Origin of the sequence: Pedobacter sp., assembly GCF_039594775.1 — a bacterium.
Classification (GTDB): domain Bacteria; phylum Bacteroidota; class Bacteroidia; order Sphingobacteriales; family Sphingobacteriaceae; genus Pedobacter.
The window spans coordinates 68,303-87,160 of sequence record NZ_JBCNMT010000004.1; the positions used below are offsets into that span (position 1 = coordinate 68,303).

Sequence of the window (18,858 nt, forward strand, 5' to 3'; positions counted from 1 at the left end):
AGATTAGTTTGAATTTTCTTTCGTAAATGCTGCGATTTGATGAACTGCTTCTCCGGTTTCTTTTAAAACAGCTCCCATGTGCATAAAACCGTGAACCATCTCTTTGTAATCTAAAACCTTAACCCGAACTCCGGATGCTTTCATGTTCTCAGCCAGTTGTTGCCCTTCATCCCGTAAGGGATCGTGTTCAGCTAATAAAATGAAAGTTGGTGGTGTATTTTTAAAATCTTTGATCAATGAAGGAATTGCCAGTTGGTTTTGTAGGTCTTTGGGACTGGACAAATACCATTTCCAGGCCCTTATTCCTTCTTCTTTATTAATTATTGGGCCATTTTCGTAGTCTTCCCATGATTCTGTGTTTAAATTATTATCTGTCGCTGGATAAATCAGTACCTGAAACTTCAATCGGTGGCCAAGTTGTGTTGAAATACCTATACTCAATGCTCCTCCCGCGCTGTCGCCGATAATTCCGATTTTATTTTTATCGAGGTCTAAATAATCTGCGTTATCAATAATCCATTCAGTAGCTGATCGGGCATCATCCAAACCCGCGGGAAATGGATTCTCGGGAGCCAAACGATAATCAACAAAGACAACGGCGGCTCCTGTAGCATTGGCCAATTGGCGAACTATAATGTCATGGGTTTCAAAGCTTCCCGAAACAAACCAACCGCCATGAAGATAAATGATGGCAGACGATTTTTTACTTTCATTTCCGTTGGGTCTGTAGATTCTCACCGGAATTTTGTGGTTCTTTTGAGGAATCTCAAATTCTTCGATTGTCCTAACCATTTCTTTTTTGCCACCAAGCTGAACGGCCATCGTTTCATATCCTTTTCGGCCAATATCTAAAGCGTTTTTGCCGTCAAATACATGGAGTTTTTGGAGATTGTCCACTACTTTGGTTATCTCTGGGGTCAATTCAATTTTATTCATTTTGTTATTACTGTTAATTGTTCTACAGGAAATCAGTCCCGCTGTCATAAGTACTCCGATAAGCTTTTTCATATTGTATTTAGGCAAAACTAAATAGAAGCCATAAATTTGCATTGTACACAATTAATTGTATGGTACTAACAAATTTGTAAGTAATGGGAAAAAGGAAGGAAAATTCAACAAATAGCATTAATGAGCAATACATTATTGCTGAATGTGATCTAACATATGCCATCTGTAAAATCGGTGGAAGATGGAAATTGCTCATTCTGTGTAAACTTGAACATGGGAAACTCCGTTTTAGCGAAATCAGAAATCGAATTAAGGGAATTACGGAAAGAATGCTGACACTGCAGCTCCGCGAATTGGAAAAAGCGGGTTTGGTAAAAAGAACCGTACATGCAGAAATCCCTCCAAGGGTAGATTATGAACTAACAGCGATTGCAAGTGAACTGGTGCCTATTTGGAAGCAATTAAGTGCTTGGGGCAATAAGCATAAGAATTTAATTCAGGAAGAAATTCTCACAGGAATATAGGATTGACCTTTTATGGTCAAAAGTAATGCAACAACAGATCAATGTCTTTTCGAATTGCTTGTAAAGAACAAGGGCTATTTTGGTATGTATAAAGATGTAAATAACATATTTTGTTTTTTATATGATTGAAAATCAATCTTGTAAAGATTTTGCGTTGCGCTTTAGAGGTCGAATCTTAATGAAGTAGAGATTTGACTATTTGGGGCAGCCTCATTTCCTTTAGCACATCTTTTATCGCTATCCATTTTAGAGCTTTAAAATCTGAGGCACCAAAGGCTCTGTGACAGTCAGTTCACGGGCATGGAAAATCTGTGCATTCTTGGGGCACATTATCGGTGCCTTTACGAGGCTTATTTCTGAGTACTTCGATATCGAGCGGTTGCTCGATCGTGGGATTCAACTCCAAGGCGTTTAGGTAGTCCAATCATATGATAGAATCCCCCGGAATCCTTGTTGAAACGGCCCCATTTGGTAAATAAGACATATTCCAAAATCCAAATTATAAATATCGTATTATGTTTGGGATGGGGTTGCAAAAGCTGAACAATGGGTCGGGTGAATAGTTTGGAACGAAAGATGATGGTCCCTGTTGAGAAAATCTACAATCCTGGGCAAAATAGTAGGAAAACTTTGTGAAGCAAAAATGAATGTATGTAACTAAAAGCATTGCTTAGCAAAGTATTTGATTGGCTTTTAATTCGTTAATATTTTTTAATATTGCGTTTGCAAATAATAACTTTAAGACATGTCCTCCCTTGAAGCTTGTACCGATGAAGAACTGATTACTCGTCTTAGGGGTGAAGATCAGACTGCGTTTACTGAGATATACCGGAGATTTTGGGACAAAGTATTTACCGTGGCATTTCATCGTTTGCAAAACCAAGCTGAAGCCGAAGAAGTAGTGCAGGATGTTTTTTTTAGTTTATGGAAACGGCGCAGCAGCTTAGAAATACAATATAGTTTAAATACCTACCTCAGCACTGCAGCAAAATACCAGATCATTACTAGGCAGCGCAAGCTTTATTTAAAGGAAAAAGTGGTAAACGTTACAGATCTATCTAACGAAGCTGGAGTAGATAGTACGCAGCTATGGTTTTCTGAACGTGAACTTCGGCAGCAATTAGATCATCACATTGAACAGCTTCCCGAAAAATGCAGGTTGGTTTTTAAAATGAGCAGGGAACAATATAAATCTTATGCACAAATAGCCGAAGAACTAGGCGTGTCGGAAAAGACGGTCGAAGCCCATATCACTAGAGCATTAAAAGTTTTAAGGGGAAAGCTACAAGTTGGCCTACCCTTTATCCTTTATCTTCTGTCCAAATAATTTTTTTTCTTTTTTGATGTAGGGTGCTGTAGTCGTTGTGCGACTATAGGTTAAACGCATCACAAATTGGAATCGAAAAACGAACATAACTATATACAAGAAATTGCCAACAAAAGGCTTAATGGAACGGCCACACCCGAAGAAATTGATTTTTACGAACGGTGGTACGCATCATTCGACGACGGAGAATTGGAATTAAATGTGGCAAACAAGCTGGATTCGGAACAGTTGGGTGCCGAGCTGTATGCAAAGCTGATGGTAAAAATTGAAAAGCAGGAGCGCAAACCATTGCGAATAAAATCTTACTTTAAATGGGCTGGCGCAGCGGCTGCAGTGTTGGTATTGGCCGTAGGATATTTGGTCTATCAAAAGGGTGGGCTGGAAAAATTTACAGATGGCCTTTTTGTCAGTTACCAGCCAATAGAGCCAGGCAGGCGCACGGCAACGTTGAAACTTGGCAATGGACAGGTAGTAGAACTTAAAGAGAATAAAGAAGGACTTGTGATTGCTGCTGCGGATTTATTATATACAGACGGCACCAGTTTAGCTTACGATAAAGAGGCTATAGGTGATGCCAAAGAGATGGTACTGAGTACGCCGAAAGGAGGCACTTATCAGGTAACCTTGCCGGATGGTTCAAAAGTGTGGCTAAATGCGCTTAGTAGTATTGTATTGCCATCTAATTTTGCAGGTGCTTTAGAAAGACAGGTGCAATTAAGTGGAGAAGCTTATTTTGAAATTGCAAAAGCCGAGATGGAAGTAGGTGGAGTAAGCAAGCGTAGACCATTTATTGTTGCCATTGGCAATAAAAAAGTGGAGGTATTGGGAACCCATTTCAATGTGAGGAGTTACCAAGGCGAACCTAGTGTTAAAACTACGCTAATTGAAGGTAGCGTAAGGGTACTTGCCGGAAAACAACAAAAAACCATTACGCCAGGGCAACAAGCGGTAGCTACTGCTAACGAAATAACTGCGGCTACCGTAGATGTAGAAGAAACTATTGCTTGGAAAAACGGCAATTTCCAATTTGCAAACGAGAAGATAACACAAGTTATGGAGGAAATTGGACGCTGGTACAATGTCGAAATTGTGTATCAAGGTACTGTTACCGCAGAAGGTTTTGGCGGTACCATTTCCCGAAGTAAACCAATTACAGAAGTATTGGCATCTTTAGAAGAAACCGGAGCTGTACATTTTAAAATTGAAGGAAGGAGGGTGGTCGTTATGCCGTAGTGTAATAAGCACCGTTAGATCAATAAACCGGAAGTGGTTCGAAGCACTCCCGGCTAAAAGTTCGAGCGGTTAGGATAGAAAATTGCGTTAATCAACTAAACCTTATAACCAACAAACTAGGATACCAATATGCTGCTTAGCAGCGGGTATTCAATCAAAGATATGAAAAAATCCATTTTATTGGAGGGTAGGCTACAAGCTTGTTCTTCCAGTCGAATTATGGGGCGAATATTAAGACTTGTTACCGTCTTTCTTGCAGTTTTCGCCTTTCAAGTTAGGGCCAGCTACGCCCAAGTTGTCACCATTTCAAAAACAAATGCAAAAATAGTAGACATCTTTAAAGAGATCAGAAAGCAAACAGGTTTTGATTTTGTGTACACCTCATCACAAATTAATGATGCCAAGCCAGTAACCATCAATGTACAACAGGTTTCATTAAACGAAGCATTGGCGGCCTGTTTCAAAAATCAACCTTTAGGCTATACCATCAAAAATAAAACCATTATTGTAAAGGAGAAAACGGCTGAAGTTAAAACGGCAAATACGCAAGTAAGATATCGTTCGGTTACCGGTAGGGTAATTGATGTAGGTAAGCGTCCGCTACCGGGAGTAACGGTATTGTCTAAAGAACTGAATGTGCGTACCGTAACCAATAAAGACGGAGAATATAAGATAGATGTGGTGGAAGAAGGACAGGCGACTTTGATTTTTTCCTTTATCGGGATGCAGACCAAAGAGGTTACGGTTGGATTAAGAACTACCTTAGATGTGACCTTATTTGACGCCGTAAACGAAATGGAAACAATGGTGGTAACAGGTTACCAAACGTTGAAAAGAGCCGATGTAGTAGGTTCTGTAGCTACCATCCAAGCAAAAGAACTTAATTTTAACGGTATCAATACACTAGAGCAAGCGTTACAAGGTAAACTCGCTGGTTTGGTAGTAACCAATCCTAGCGGGATGATAGGCACCAAGCAGAACGTTAGGGTAAGGGGAACCTCTACTTTGGTAGGAACACAAGAACCAATCTGGGTAGTGGATGGAGTTATCCAAGAAGACCCTCTTCCGTTTAAGGCCCAGGAATTGAATACTGCTGGTGGTGTTACCACAGATAATTTCGATTACCTTCGAAATTTCGTTGGAAATTCTATCCGTTGGCTAAATCCCAATGACATTCAAGACATCACTATCCTCAAAGACGCTTCGGCAACGGCCATTTATGGTGTGCGTGCGGCTAATGGTGTCATTGTCATTACTACCAAAAAAGGGCAGGTAGGGCCACCGGCAATCAATTATTCTACCAATCTAAGTGTAACCGAAAAGGTAAATTATGACAGGCTTAATTTAATGAACTCGAAGGAACGTGTAGCCGTTTCTAGGGAGATTTTTGAACGTGGTCTAACTTCTCCAGTAGTGAACAATAACATTGGCTATGCCGGTGCACTGAACGAGTATCTTTATCTGAAGACCATCAACGAAGCAGAATTTAACGCGAGAGTGGCCGCCTTGGAAACTGTAAATACCGATTGGTTCGACATTCTATTCAGAAAGCCATTCAGTATGTCGCATAACTTGGGTATTTCTGGCGGGAGTACTTCAACCAGATATTTTACTTCATTTGGTTACAATACCAGCAACGGTACAGCAATCGGTAACGATAGCCGTAGCCTTAGTGGCAATTTGTCTATCGTATCTGACTTGCGGAAAAACCTTACGCTAAGTCTACGTTTATCTGCATCGAAAGCCACCACCAATGGATTTTATCAGGTAAGTCCTTACGATTATGCTAGCAAGATGAACAGGGCGATTGCTGCCTATCAGGACAATGGCGAACTTAGCTTTTATAGAAACAGATCTGGATACTTCTTTAATTTTATCAATGAGCGAAATCAAACTGGTAACACCAATACCGTGCTAGCCACCAATGCGGTGATGGATGTCAATTACCAGGTGTTGAAAAATTTACGTTTACAGACGTTGTTTAGTTATAATGGCTCGGCAACCAACGGCTCAACCTACGCTACGGAAAAAACTGAATATGTATCTAGGGCCTTGAGGTTTGCAGAATATGGTATCAAGCCCTCTGATCCAGCATATATCAATTCTAGGTTGCCCGTAGGCGGAGAATACAATCAGGTGATGAATACGGGCCGGACTTGGAACTGGCGCAATAATCTTTCTTTTAGCCAAACATTTGGCCAAAAACATACTGTGGCAGCAATGTTGGGATGGGAGGCCAATAGTACATCTTATGAAGGCTTCCAGTCTACAGATTACGGTTATCTCCATGACAGGGGAAAGTCTTTCGCCACACTTCCATTAACCTATACTACAGCTAAAACAGTGAACCCGTTATTGGTCTCTATTCCAACCATCATTGACAGAAGGGTGAACACCATGGGACTTTACATCACCTCAAGTTATTCTTATGATAGTAGGTATGTGGTCAACTTCAGTGTTAGAAATGATAGGTCTAACCGTTTCGGGCAATTTACCAATGAAAAGTTCAATCCTGTATGGGCGGGTGGTTTCCGTTGGAACATTGCAAATGAGAAATGGTTTGTGGCCAATAACTGGTTAAGTGGGCTAAGTTTGCGAAGTTCATTTGGTTATCAGCGCAACATCGCCGCTAACGTAAGCCCTGACCTGATTATCAAAATACCTACTGGTGCCACTGTCAACAGTACCGACGTTTTTACTGGTGAGACTTTGTTAACCGTACGCAGTCTTCCTTACGGTGATTTGCGTTGGGAGCAGACCATGAGCCTAAACTTAGGCTTGGACTGGAGTCTCTTCAACAACAAGATAGGTGGTTCTTTCGAGTATTATACCAAGCGTGGAAGGGAACTGATCACGAGTTTGGATGTGCCGGCCGAATATGGTGTGAATTCGATGTTGATCAATGGAGGTTCAATGAACAACACGGGTTACGAACTAACGGCTAATTTTGTACCTGTGAGAACCAGGAATTTTACTTGGTCGGTAAATTTAAATACTTCGAAGAATATCAATAAGATTACCAAAACTGGCCCTCAGGTGGTCAGCTGGCAAACAGCGGCAATGGGGCAGATGAATGCTGTTGGAATGCCGGTCTCTGCTTTCTACGCGTTTAAATACACAGGAATCGATCCTGCAAATGGAGAACCAACATTCGATCTATCGGTAGCTCCAGGGGCCAATCCCAATGATCCTACATCTTTCATGAAATACGTAGGAAAGCTAGATCCAGATTTTACTTCTGGTCTGGGTATGAACTTTAGGTACAAGATGTTGACTTTCAGCAGCTCTTTTTACCTACAGGTAGGTGGAAGCCGCTTTTTGCCTCCTTTGTATAATTATGCGGCTACAAACAGTGGTCTGCCTACAGAATATGAGAACCTTTCACGTCAGATCTTAGATCGATGGACACCTGATAATCCGAATGCTACTGTACCGGCACTCCCTAACGGCACGCTCCCGGTAGTGGAGCTTCCAAACAAGGACCAACGTCCGGACAGGAATGTATATAACTTCTATAATTTCAGTACAGATAGGGTGGTTAGTGCGACCAGTCTGCGCTGCAACGATATCAGGGTTACTTATTCACTTCCCGAAGATGTTGTTAAAAAATTAAAATGTAAAAGCGTAGCGATAACAGGCGGCGTGACCAACCCGTTTTCGATCAACAGTCGTGATTTTAAGGGAATAGACCCTGAAGTGGCCTTAGGAGGTCAACCAAGGACTAGAAATTATACCATCAACCTGAACCTAAGTTTGTAAAAAGATGAAAAAAATATTTTTATATAACCTCATTTTCTTGGCCATGACCTTTTGCTCATGTAAGAAATTTTTAGAGGAGTATAGCCAGGACGAAATGCGTCCAGGATCAACGGACGATTTAACGGCATTGATGTACAGTGAGGCATATCCTTATGTCGCTAAAATGGAGACATTTGATGCACTCACCGACGATATACAGAACAACGCCCTGGTGAATGTGAACGGGGTGCCCATTCCAGCTTACTTGACCACATTACAGGCAGCTAGCCAAATGTTCACTTTTAATCCTACCATGTTCGACGCTATTAATTCAAATAGTGATCCTGGCAATCTTTATGGAACCGTTTACCTTAAAATTAAGGGCTGTAATGTGATAATCGATCACTTAGACAGGGTTTCTGGTACCGCGGTGGAAAAGAACGCTATTTTGGGGCAATGCTTGTTCCTAAGGGGATTTTATTATCTCAAATTAGTCACGACTTATGCGAAAATGTACAATGCACCTGGTATAGATCCTGCCACGGCTTTGGGCGTGCCTTTGGTATTGAGCAGCCAAGTAAAAGATGGTGGTTTAACTAGAAACTCATTAAAAGAAGTGTATGATCAGATTGAAAAGGACTTAACTACGGCAGAAGAACTTTTAAGAAATAATTATAACCCCACCAATGCCTTTAGGATAGGTAGTGACCTTGCAAATGGGATGCTTTCACGTTTTTATCTTTATAGGGGGATGGCGGGTGATTATGATAAAGCAATCCAAGCCGCTACAAGGGCCTTGCAGAATAGAGCTACATTGACGGTTTTAGCTAGTCAAGTGGCTGCTAATGGAAGTATCGCCGCCAACGGAATCTACAATGCTGCTAGTCCAGAGGTGCTTTGGGTTTATGGAGGAGTTCATCCAGATTTGCTTACCGTAAATATTGACAGTCGATCATTGCCTCCGTTTTCAGTATCTGCGGATTTAATTGCCCAGTACGATAAAGGTACAGGTACTTCGAATTACGGGGATCTCCGTTACCAATACTACTTCCAATTTTTTACGGTGAGTGGCAATAGGTTTCCCTATCGTACAGCTAAAAATACACTAAATGCGCAGTATGGATCTAGAGGTTTTAGAGTAGCAGAACTTTATCTCAATCGTGCCGAAGCCTATGCCCAGAAATATTTAGCAAGTGGTGATGCGGCAGATAGAACAGCTGCACTAGCCGACCTGAACACCTTGCGCAGAAGCCGTTACGATACAAGGAATACGGCCTACACGCCGATAAATATCACTGATGCACAAGAATTGTATAAATTTTGCCAAGAAGAGCGTAGAAGAGAACTGGCACTAGAAGATGGACATCGTTTCATTGATTTGAAGCGGTGGAGAATGGACGTAACCCACGTGTTTACCGGAACCGATAATGTAACCAGTACCTACACATTGCCAGCCAACAGTCCGCTATTTGCCTTGCCAATCCCGTTCAATATTATGGTGGCAAATCCTAGCCTAATTCAGAATCCAAGATAAATTCATCATCACAAAATTTGATCTCATGAAAATTTATTTGAACATATTACATGTACTCCTGATCCTTGTTGGCATGAGTTCATGTAAAAAAGAAAAAGAAGCTTTAGCGCCTTCTGATATTGATATAACCTATCACGTGCCACAAGGAAACAATCCCTTTGACCAAACTATAGTGAATTATTATGAAAATTATGGCAGCTATCTGCTATATAAGTTTAACGAACGCGATGCCTATTGGACGCCAACTGGATGGAGAAAGCCGGTGGTGGGTTCTGCCGGTAGTTGGAGTGTTGGTGCGGAAGTGATAGCGGCTGAACAAAGTGCTATACCAGCACAACTTGATTTGCTAGATAAAAGCTTCTTCAGTCTTTATCCCCAGAGTTTCCTTAAGCAGTTTTTGCCGGTTAAGATTTTGCTATGTAGTAAAGTGGATTCGATCTACACAGCGTATATTTTTAATCCAACCTACACGGCAACTAAAGGTATTAAAAAAGTGCCGGCCTATTATAGCTATGATAATATTGCGGTAAACTATGGCGATGCTACGATAAATCAGATGAGTAATGCCGAAAAGTTGGCTTTCCTCGCCAGGGTAAATCAGGTATTTTTCCAAAGTATCAATGAGCGTGCGCTAATTAAGCCTAGCACAGAGTTTATCAACAGCGCAGATTATAGCACTAGCAATGCAAGTCAGGCAGTAGCCTATGGCAAGGGAATTATTCCAAGCTATACTTCGTCCATCACTCCGGTAAGTGATTGGAATGCCTATGTAATGGCCATGGTTACTTTATCTGAAGCTGACCTGAATCGTTCTGTAGCCAATACGAACACGAGTGCGGTAGGCATTTTAAACCCCACAAAGGATACCAACGGATTAATCAAAAAGCGCTACAACATGGTGAGAAACTACTTCATCAACACTTATCAGGTAGATCTCCAAGCCATAGGCAACAAATCTAGAGGATTGTAAAGGTTTTTATCAATACACACAAATGTATCGTCACGGGGATCCGTGGCGGTACTTTTTAACACACATCAATGAAACTACTTAAAAAGTTGTTGCTGATAGGGCAGCTGTGCCTATGTACCACGCTAATGGCGCAAACAATACCAGCGCTTCCGGCGGTGCAAACATTCGTTAAGCCAAATGCAACAAAATATAGGGGACTCTTTAACATATACCAGCAAGAAGACAAATATTATCTGGAAATTCCGGATACCTTGTTGAACAGGGACATACTAGCTATGGTTGTCATCAACAAAGGTTCTGCTCAAGTGTCTAGGGATACGAGAAGGCGTTTTGGCTTTGCTGGAGACGTGGTGCACGAGTCTACCTTTAAATTTAATAAAAGTAAAAAAGGGGTGATAAATATGGAACAGTCACAGTTCTATATGTCTCCTAATGATAAAAGTACATATGAAGCAACACTTAAAAACAAATTAACACCTATTGTGGCTTCTTTTGTGCCGGTGGCAAAAAACGAGGGATCTACATTGATAGACATTACCGCTTCGTTAAATAGCGATATGCACTATCTGTCACTTAGTGGGGCAAAAGAAGAATTGGGGCTTGGTCCGTATCAGGCTAATCTGTCGCGTCCTATCGGTATTGCTGCCTATAAGAACAACATTGTATTCCGTTCGGTAAGGGCTTATGGCGCTGGTAGTGCAACCCCAAAACCGCAGAGTATTACACCTACGGAGCCCCAACAGCCTGCACAACAAGACAAGCAGATGAATGGCCCAACCATGTGGGAAATTGGTGCAAGCTGGTATCTATTGCCCGCCCAACCCATGCGCCAAAGACTTGCAGATAAACGTGTAGGTTATTTTACCAGGGTGATTAAAGACTACGGACAAGATTTAAATAAAGCAGAAGATAGGCTTTTAGCTGCCAGATGGAAAATTGAACCAAAGTCACAAGATATAGAAAAATATAAACGCGGAGAATTGGTAGAGCCAGCAGAGCCTATCGTGTTTTACGTAGATAAAAATACTCCTGAATATTTGCGCCCATATTTTATTGCCGGTGTTAATGCTTGGCAGGGTGCTTTTGAAAAAATTGGGTTCAAGAACGCAATAATGGCAAAAATGGAACCTACACCAGAAGAAAACCCTGATTTTTCTATAGACAATGCAAGTTATTCAGTAATTTCTTATAAACCATCTACCACGGCTAATGCTTATGGGCCGATGGTGGTCGATCCACGTTCTGGACAGATCATCAGTTCGCACGTAGCAGTTTTTCACAACATCACAGATTTGCTGCAACGTTGGTATTTCATCATGTGTGCGGCCAATGATCCTGAAGCTAGGAAGCTGCCTTTATCACAAGATATTATGGGCAGATTGATGAAGATGGTAATTACACACGAAGTAGGCCATACGCTTGGGCTTAGACATGATTTTGCGGGCAGCCACAGTTACGATGTAGATAGTGTACGTAAGAGATCTTTTGTGGCCAAGCACGGTTTTGGAGCTTCAATTATGGATTATTTGAGGTTCAACTATGTAGCGCAGCCAGAAGACGGGTTTACTGCCGAAGAGCTTTTACCTAAAATTGGTATTTATGATGAATATGCGATCGAATGGGGATATAAATATTTTTCTCAGTATAAAACCGTAGAACAGGAAGCTGAGGCACTGAAGAATTGGGTAAGCCAAAAGAGAAAAGATCCCAAATATTTTTATTTCCCAGAGGGAGATTTTTTCGATCCAAGGGTACAGTCTGAAGATATGGGCAGCAACGCCATGAAGGCAGGTACGCTCGGTATCAAAAATTTAAAACTGATCATGCAAAATTTGGAAGCTTGGCTTGAAAATGACGATGACGAAAATTATACCATGATGAAAAGAATGCATAGTGCCGTTGCCAGCAGGTATAATGAATATTTAGCCCACGTACTAAAAAATATTGGTGGTAGATACGCCGACCAAGCTTTAATGATCGAAGAGAAAACAAACTATCAACCAGTTGGCAGAGCAACGCAAAAGGAAGCGATGACCTTCATCAACGATTATTATTTCCAAGAGCCTACATGGCTTTTCCCAGAAAATGTTGTAGACAAAACGAGGTTCGCTTTTAGTGGTCCAGTAGCTGCAGATTATGAGACATTTCTGGGTAAGGTCTTCTTTAAATTTTCTGCCATTTCTAGGAACGAGCGTATAGTAGGTCAGGAAACTTATGCGGTGAGCGAATTTTTTGATGATATCTATAAAGGCATTTTTATGGATTTGGATAATAGCGCACCAATTTCCGATTATAAGAAAATGCTGCAGCGAGGTTACGTGAACAAATTATTAAGTTCCGTATTTAATCCGGCAAGCTATGATAACGATGTGGCTATTATTTTAAAGCAGCAGATAGAAAAAATAAAGGATAATTGCGATATGGCCTTGCAGAAGAAAACAGATACATCGTCTAAAGCACATTTAAGTGCTATAACAGCCATGATTGAGCAGTGGAAAGGCAAAAAGCCAACGAGTTAATGAATGCTGAAAACAAAAAATAAGTAAATGAAAAAAATATTCTCCATAGCAATACTGTTCTTGGCATGTGCTTTTCAAGGCATTGCACAGCAAGGCAAACCCAACACCCCCTTAGCTTTTGATAAATTTTTCAAAGAAAAAATGCAAGTGGTTACGGGGCATTTTCCTATCTACCAGTTAGATGATAAGTATTTTCTTCAAATTGGCGCACAGCAATTAGATCGAGATATTCTTGTAGTAGGCGATATCCGTTATGGGGCTGCTATGATCTCTAAATCATCTGGTGTGCTAAAGTTCACCAAAGGTCCGGGCGAAAGTTTGTATGTAACTAGAAGCAATTACAGTGAGCAAGCTGTAGACAATGTACCTATGGCCAATTTGTTAAGCGGATCGACCCTAGAGCCCATTAGCTTTACTTTTAAAATTGAGGCTTTTGGAAAAGATACGGGTAGTTACATTATCGATATCACCAAACAATTGATAGACGGCGGCGAGCTTTTCTCATTCAAAAATTATAACCTTATTGCTAATCCAGATGCCACTAGGTCTGGGGTAGAAAGTGTAAGTGCAATTAACAATGGTGTAGCTTTCAATGTATACAGATCGCAGAATAACAGCGGGAGAGACTATAACGGAAAGCAGTTCGACCAAGCGTCAACTTTCCAAATCGGTTTGGTATTGCAACAACTATCAACCACACCAATGCCAATAAAACTAAGCGATAGAAGAATTGGTTTCGATACACGTTCCTTTACAGATTTTGGTGTAACAGGCTACGCTGCTAAAAAAGTCAATGTCATTAAAAAATGGAATGTACTAGTTAAGCCCGAAGATGTAGCTAAATATAAAGCTGGTCACTTGGTAGAGCCACAACGTACAATAGTGGCATATCTTCATCCATCTATCCCCAAATACTTAATGGATGCAGTGAAAGAGGGAATACTAGAATGGAATAAATGTTTCGAAACTGCCGGATTTAAGAACACTATTAAGGTTGTTTTGCCAGATAACGCCAAACAACAACTGATGGAAGAAGGGAGTATACTGGTAGCTTGGGGCGGGGTGTCAAACAAGGCAGCCGTTGAAACAGTTGAAGACCCTCGTACCGGAGAAATCAAAACCGCAAAAATTACCTTTTCAGATAATGTGATAGATGATTTGCTGCAGAAATATTTTGTGCAGTGTGGCAGTTTAGATCCTCGTATTCAAAAAGATGCATCTTCGCCATCAGTGCGATATGATATCCTAAAATTTAAGGTAACTCAGGCTATGGCACAAGTGCTGGGAATGTTGCCAAATTACGCAGGTAGTGCGGCTTATACAGTGCAACAAGTTAGCAATCCGCAATGGGTAATGCAGCACGGCTTTTCTGCTTCCATTACCGACGATTTGGAATTCAATTATCTGATGATGCCGGTAAAGAATTTTAAAAGCAAGTTAGTTGTACCTAGTATTGGCGCCTATGATCATTTTGCAATTAATTGGGCTTACCGCCAGTTCCAGGATACGAAGACAAAACCTGATTTTTTGAAAGAGGGTAAAATCAATCCTGTTTATTATTACGCGGCAGAAGATAAAAGCAACCCCTTGGCGCAAGCTAAAGATTTATCATCAAATAATATAGAAGCAGCTCAGTTAGGTATCGAAAGACTTAGCGCCTTTTATCCACAATTAGATGGAATTGCTACTAAAATGAAAGACGATACTTGGGATACTTACATGTTATTGGCTGCAAATTTCATCATGACTTATGATCAATATGTAAGTAGTGTACTTCCAAATATTGGCGGCAAACAACGCTTTACAGTAATGAAGGGCTATAATCATGTTCCTTTGGTTTATATCTCTAAAGCTCGTCAGCAAGCAACCTTCGATTTTCTCTATAAAAATGTTCTAAAAGCTGTGCCAGCGTGGACAAAAAATGATAGGGCACAACTTACCGACGGATCGAACACAGAAACCTTAGTGACCAAAACCGCTGTTAAGGTGGTAAACGCATTGGTAAATACCGATTTGCTTATAAATCTCTTAGAGTCTGAAAGTTCTGGTCAGCAAGACGTTTTTGGTACGAAGGACTTATTCCAAAACATTGATCGTTATATTTTCCACAACTTTGATTCAAAAATAGGCCTAACCAGCTACCAGCGTAATGTGCAGGCTACATTCATTAGAAGCTTACAGGCATTGGCATCAAAAAACAAAGTAGCTGCCGGATTGACCGAAATAAGTGTAATACTTAATGCTTACACCAATTCTCTATCCATCCGTATAGATCAAATGGCTAAATCACATACTGATTTATTAACCAGAGAACATTTTCAATTAATGAAGATGTTGGTAGATAGTGAACAAAATGCAAAATAGAATGAAAAACTTAAGCATAATGGCGCTGATACTTTTAATAGGTATCGCCGTAAAAGCGCAAACTAAGACCATCAATTTTGAAAAATTGACTTTTCAAGAAGCTTTAGCAAAGGCGAAAAAAGAGAATAAACCAGTTTTTGTAGATTGCTATACCACCTGGTGCATTCCCTGCAAGCAAATGGAGATGAATGTTTTTACCCAAGACAGCGTAGCTGATTTCTACAATAAGAATTTCATCAATATTAAAATAGATATGGAAAAAGGTGAAGGACCTTCTTTACGTAAAACTTATACGGTAGAGGCCTATCCTTCTTACTTAATCGTAGAAGCCGACGGAAAAATTAAACACAAATATGTAGGAGGGATGTCGGCTAAGGAATTTCTGGCCAATGCAGCAAAAGGTGTAACGGTTAGTGATGTGGCTAAACTGAACGCACAATATGAGAGTGGCGATCGGTCGCCAGAATTTATGCGAGCTTATATCAAGCAAAAAATCAAGGTAATGGAAATTTCAAAAGCAAAGCAGCTTAATGCCGAGTTAATGGATATTCTTACTCCGCAAGAAAAAGCAAGTCCAGAAAACTGGTTCCTGTTTGGGCAAAATAGGTACACCATGTATCTTTCAGATTTGTTTAGCCCGAATTTTAAATATTTAACAGATCATTGGAGAGATTTTGCTGCAAAAAACACCAAAGATACGGTAGATAAAAAACTATCTTCTGTTTACAGACAGATCGCCTCTTGGACACTTAATGGCTTTTATGTAAAGGTTAAGCCTTTTGATAAGAGTAACTATGAACTGTATAAAGCGCAAATCAGAAATACTGAAATGCCAGATAAAGCGCAGCTATTGGTAATGATGGATATTGCCATAGCTGCGGGCGAAAAAGATATAGCTACGGTAACGGCGCTGCTTTTAAAACATTTAGGTTCTTTTTCTGAAGATAACCGCCGCATCCTTTTTGATTATACTACGTTCGGCAGATCAATTAAAGGTTACGATTTTCCACAAATTGCTGCCCTTTCAGACGAAATTTCTAGGACTTCGAGCAACCCCTTCCTGATCAATTTATTCAAGAGTATGAAAGAAAGATATGTGCAAAAAGCAAATTAGTATAGCGCTGTTGATTTGGTGCTGCGCTGTTTCTGTTTTTGCACAGCACGCCAATTTCGGAGCGGCAAAGAAATACGATGCCAACAATTTGGCAATTCGGATAGGCACGCTTAAGATTGTCCCTTTTTTTTTAAAGAAAACGCCTAGTTTCTGGTTTGTAACCGACGAGCCAAACGCCCAAATGGTAGCTTTGCCAGAACCAACCGATAGTTCGGCAATGCCGAAGAAAAATACGATATATTACATTGTTAATATGAAGACCGGTAAAAGGCAGGAGCTTTTTGATAAAGCTGCAATTGCTAAACAGTTACAAAGTTTTATAGGCGGTAAATTTGATCAAAAGCAGGTGTCTTATTTACCAAGTTTTTCTGACGACGAAACCACGGTGCAAGTAAAGTATGGAACTCAGCTTTACCACTATAATTACACCAGCAAGCAGCTTAAGCAGGGCACTAATAATGGTACGAAGAAGCTGTATCCAAAATTTGGCACTTCTGCAGATGGGAAATGGGAATTGTACGTACGAGCTCATAACTTATACATGGCAGATACTGCAAATAAAAAGAATGAGGTACAATTAAGTGCTGATGCAGAGCCTTATTATTCTTTCTGTGTAGATGAAAAAGGTATTTACGCCGTAGACAAAACTTATCCATCGATAGCTAAATGGATTAATGATAGGTATTTTTATGCGATCAGGGTAGATAAACGAAAGGTACAAACCATGTCTGTTGTAAATTCAGCAACTTTGCCCAGACCCAGGGTGTCCACCTACAAATATGAACTGCCAGGGGATAAGGACGTTGCACAGTTTGAGCTTTTTATTGGAGATGCACAGCACAGGTCGATGAAAAAAATTGACCTTCAGCGATGGCCAGACCAGCAATTGGAGGTGGTGGCTTCGCCCGGTAACACAGCAGAACTTTTTGTATTGCGGCGTAAACGTACCCGAGATGAAATGGAGCTTTGTGCAGTAAATTTAGCCAATGGCAAGGTTCGTACCATTATCCATGAAGTAAGTAAGCCCTTTATCAACGAAGATCTTTTTAACGTTTCCATCATAAAATCGGGGACCGAGATTATTTGGTGGAGCGATCGGAGTGGTTGGGGACAATATTATAGATACGATGCGAATGGTAAACTGCTTAACCATATTACCAAAGGCAATTTTACAGCCGGGAAAATTACGGCCATCGATACCGCAAAAGGTTTTGCCTATCTGTATACATATGGCAAGCAGGCTAGTGTAAATCCGTATTATGCATTTTTTCATAAGGTTAGCCTTGATGGTAAAACCGAAAAATTACTGACGCCTGAAAATGCCACGCATCAAGTTTCCATGTCGCCAGATCAAAAATATTTGGTAGATACCTATTCTAGGATTGATGCACCGCCAATAACAGTGCTGCGCAAAACAGATGGTACTTTGATGTGCGAAATATTCAAAACCGATGCAAGTAAGCTGTATGCCTATGGTTGGAAACATCCTGAGCCATTTGTAGTAAAGGCTAAAGATAGTGTGACTAATTTATACGGATTGATGTGGAAACCTTTTGATTTCGATCCTAATAAAAAATATCCGGTCATTTCGCAAGTTTATCCTGGGCCACAAACTGAAACTGTTTGGTCTGATTTTACCGTGTTAGACAGGTACAACAATACGGCTTTGGCACAACTGGGTTTTATTGTAGTGGTAGTTGGTCATCGTGGCGGTTCGCCTATCCGCAATGCCGCCTACTACAAATATGGGTATGGCAATCTTCGTGATAACGCTATTGACGACGATAAACATGCGTTAGAGCAATTGGCAAACAGATATAACTATTTTGATTTAAAGAGGCTGGGTATCTTCGGTCACTCTGGCGGCGGTATGATGACCGTGGCGGCCATGTGCAAATACCCTAATTTTTATAAGGTGGGAGTAGCTTCATCAGGTAATCACGACAATAGAATCTACAATCGCACTTGGGGCGAGACTTATCAGGGCGCTGAAAATAAAATGTCAATTAACCAAGATATAGTCAAAAATTTAAAAGGGCATTTACTGCTGGTTACCGGAGAAGTAGATGAAAATGTGAACCCGGCAAATACTTATAGGATGGCGGATGCACTAATCAAAGCTGATAAGGATTTTGACCTGATGGTGCTGCCGGGGCAAAGCCACAGCTACGAAGGTGCAGCCAAGTCCTATTTCCAAAAGCGGCTTAGAACCTATTTTGCTAAGTATTTAATAGAGTAAGAATAAGTACTTACGCTTAAAAAATGATGAATAGAAATTAATATTTAGTAGTTAATAAGTAAACGGAGTTTGGCCGGATGGCCACTCCGTTTTTCACAATAGGGAAGATTCTATTAGCATTGATAGCTGGTAATCTATTTACTTTGTATAAACATACCTATGGTTTTTACAAACTAAAATTGATGTCGTAACCAAATATGCTGAGTAATGGAAAAGAATACATCCGATGCTAGGTTAGTGAATGTAGTTCAAATAGCTAGGGATTATATCTTAAGCCTCCTAAAGGATAAGTTTTTATATCATTGTTTTAAAAAAAAATCTGCTGCTTTACATACATAATCTATAAAT

Annotated in this window: 11 protein-coding genes; 10 read left to right on the plus strand and 1 reads right to left on the minus strand. The window is 40.5% G+C overall.

The genetic code is table 11. From position 1 onward, the window contains the following. Positions 1 to 3 precede the first annotated feature (3 nt). Entirely contained in the window at positions 4 to 1,008 is a 1,005-nt protein-coding gene (locus tag ABDV71_RS11840; protein ID WP_343532788.1) for an alpha/beta hydrolase, read from the minus strand. Between the two features lie 83 nt (positions 1,009 to 1,091). Between ABDV71_RS11840 and ABDV71_RS11845 the strand changes: the two genes are divergently transcribed. From ABDV71_RS11845 to ABDV71_RS11890, 10 genes are all read left to right on the plus strand, one after another. Beyond that, positions 1,092 to 1,472, plus strand: a complete 381-nt coding sequence (locus tag ABDV71_RS11845) for a helix-turn-helix domain-containing protein (RefSeq protein ID WP_343532790.1) — start codon at positions 1,092 to 1,094, stop codon at positions 1,470 to 1,472. Positions 1,473 to 2,217: 745 nt separating this feature from the next. Then, on the plus strand, positions 2,218 to 2,799 hold the full coding sequence (locus tag ABDV71_RS11850) for an RNA polymerase sigma-70 factor (RefSeq protein WP_343532792.1): 582 nt from the start codon (positions 2,218 to 2,220) through the stop codon (positions 2,797 to 2,799). Between the two features lie 66 nt (positions 2,800 to 2,865). After that, on the plus strand, positions 2,866 to 4,032 hold the full coding sequence (locus ABDV71_RS11855) for a FecR domain-containing protein (RefSeq protein WP_343532794.1): 1,167 nt from the start codon (positions 2,866 to 2,868) through the stop codon (positions 4,030 to 4,032). Between the two features lie 162 nt (positions 4,033 to 4,194). After that, on the plus strand, positions 4,195 to 7,791 hold the full coding sequence (locus tag ABDV71_RS11860) for a SusC/RagA family TonB-linked outer membrane protein (protein ID WP_343532795.1): 3,597 nt from the start codon (positions 4,195 to 4,197) through the stop codon (positions 7,789 to 7,791). A gap of 4 nt (positions 7,792 to 7,795) precedes the next feature. After that, positions 7,796 to 9,304 (plus strand): RagB/SusD family nutrient uptake outer membrane protein, encoded by a 1,509-nt coding sequence (locus ABDV71_RS11865; RefSeq protein WP_343532797.1) that lies wholly within the window; start codon positions 7,796 to 7,798, stop codon positions 9,302 to 9,304. Between the two features lie 25 nt (positions 9,305 to 9,329). After that, the gene (locus tag ABDV71_RS11870) at positions 9,330 to 10,274 is read left to right on the plus strand and encodes a putative zinc-binding metallopeptidase (protein WP_343532799.1); all 945 of its coding nucleotides are present in this window, start codon (positions 9,330 to 9,332) and stop codon (positions 10,272 to 10,274) included. 68 nt (positions 10,275 to 10,342) lie between these two features. Then, positions 10,343 to 12,793, plus strand: a complete 2,451-nt coding sequence (locus tag ABDV71_RS11875) for a zinc-dependent metalloprotease (protein ID WP_343532801.1) — start codon at positions 10,343 to 10,345, stop codon at positions 12,791 to 12,793. Between the two features lie 27 nt (positions 12,794 to 12,820). Further along, entirely contained in the window at positions 12,821 to 15,157 is a 2,337-nt protein-coding gene (locus ABDV71_RS11880; RefSeq protein ID WP_343532803.1) for a zinc-dependent metalloprotease, read from the plus strand. A 1-nt stretch (position 15,158) separates the two neighbouring features. After that, entirely contained in the window at positions 15,159 to 16,271 is a 1,113-nt protein-coding gene (locus ABDV71_RS11885) for a thioredoxin family protein (RefSeq protein ID WP_343532805.1), read from the plus strand. Next, a complete protein-coding gene (locus tag ABDV71_RS11890; protein ID WP_343532807.1) occupies positions 16,252 to 18,510 on the plus strand; it encodes a prolyl oligopeptidase family serine peptidase in 2,259 nt (752 codons plus the stop codon). Before ABDV71_RS11885 ends, ABDV71_RS11890 begins: the two co-directional genes overlap by 20 nt. Positions 18,511 to 18,858: the final 348 nt, after the last annotated feature.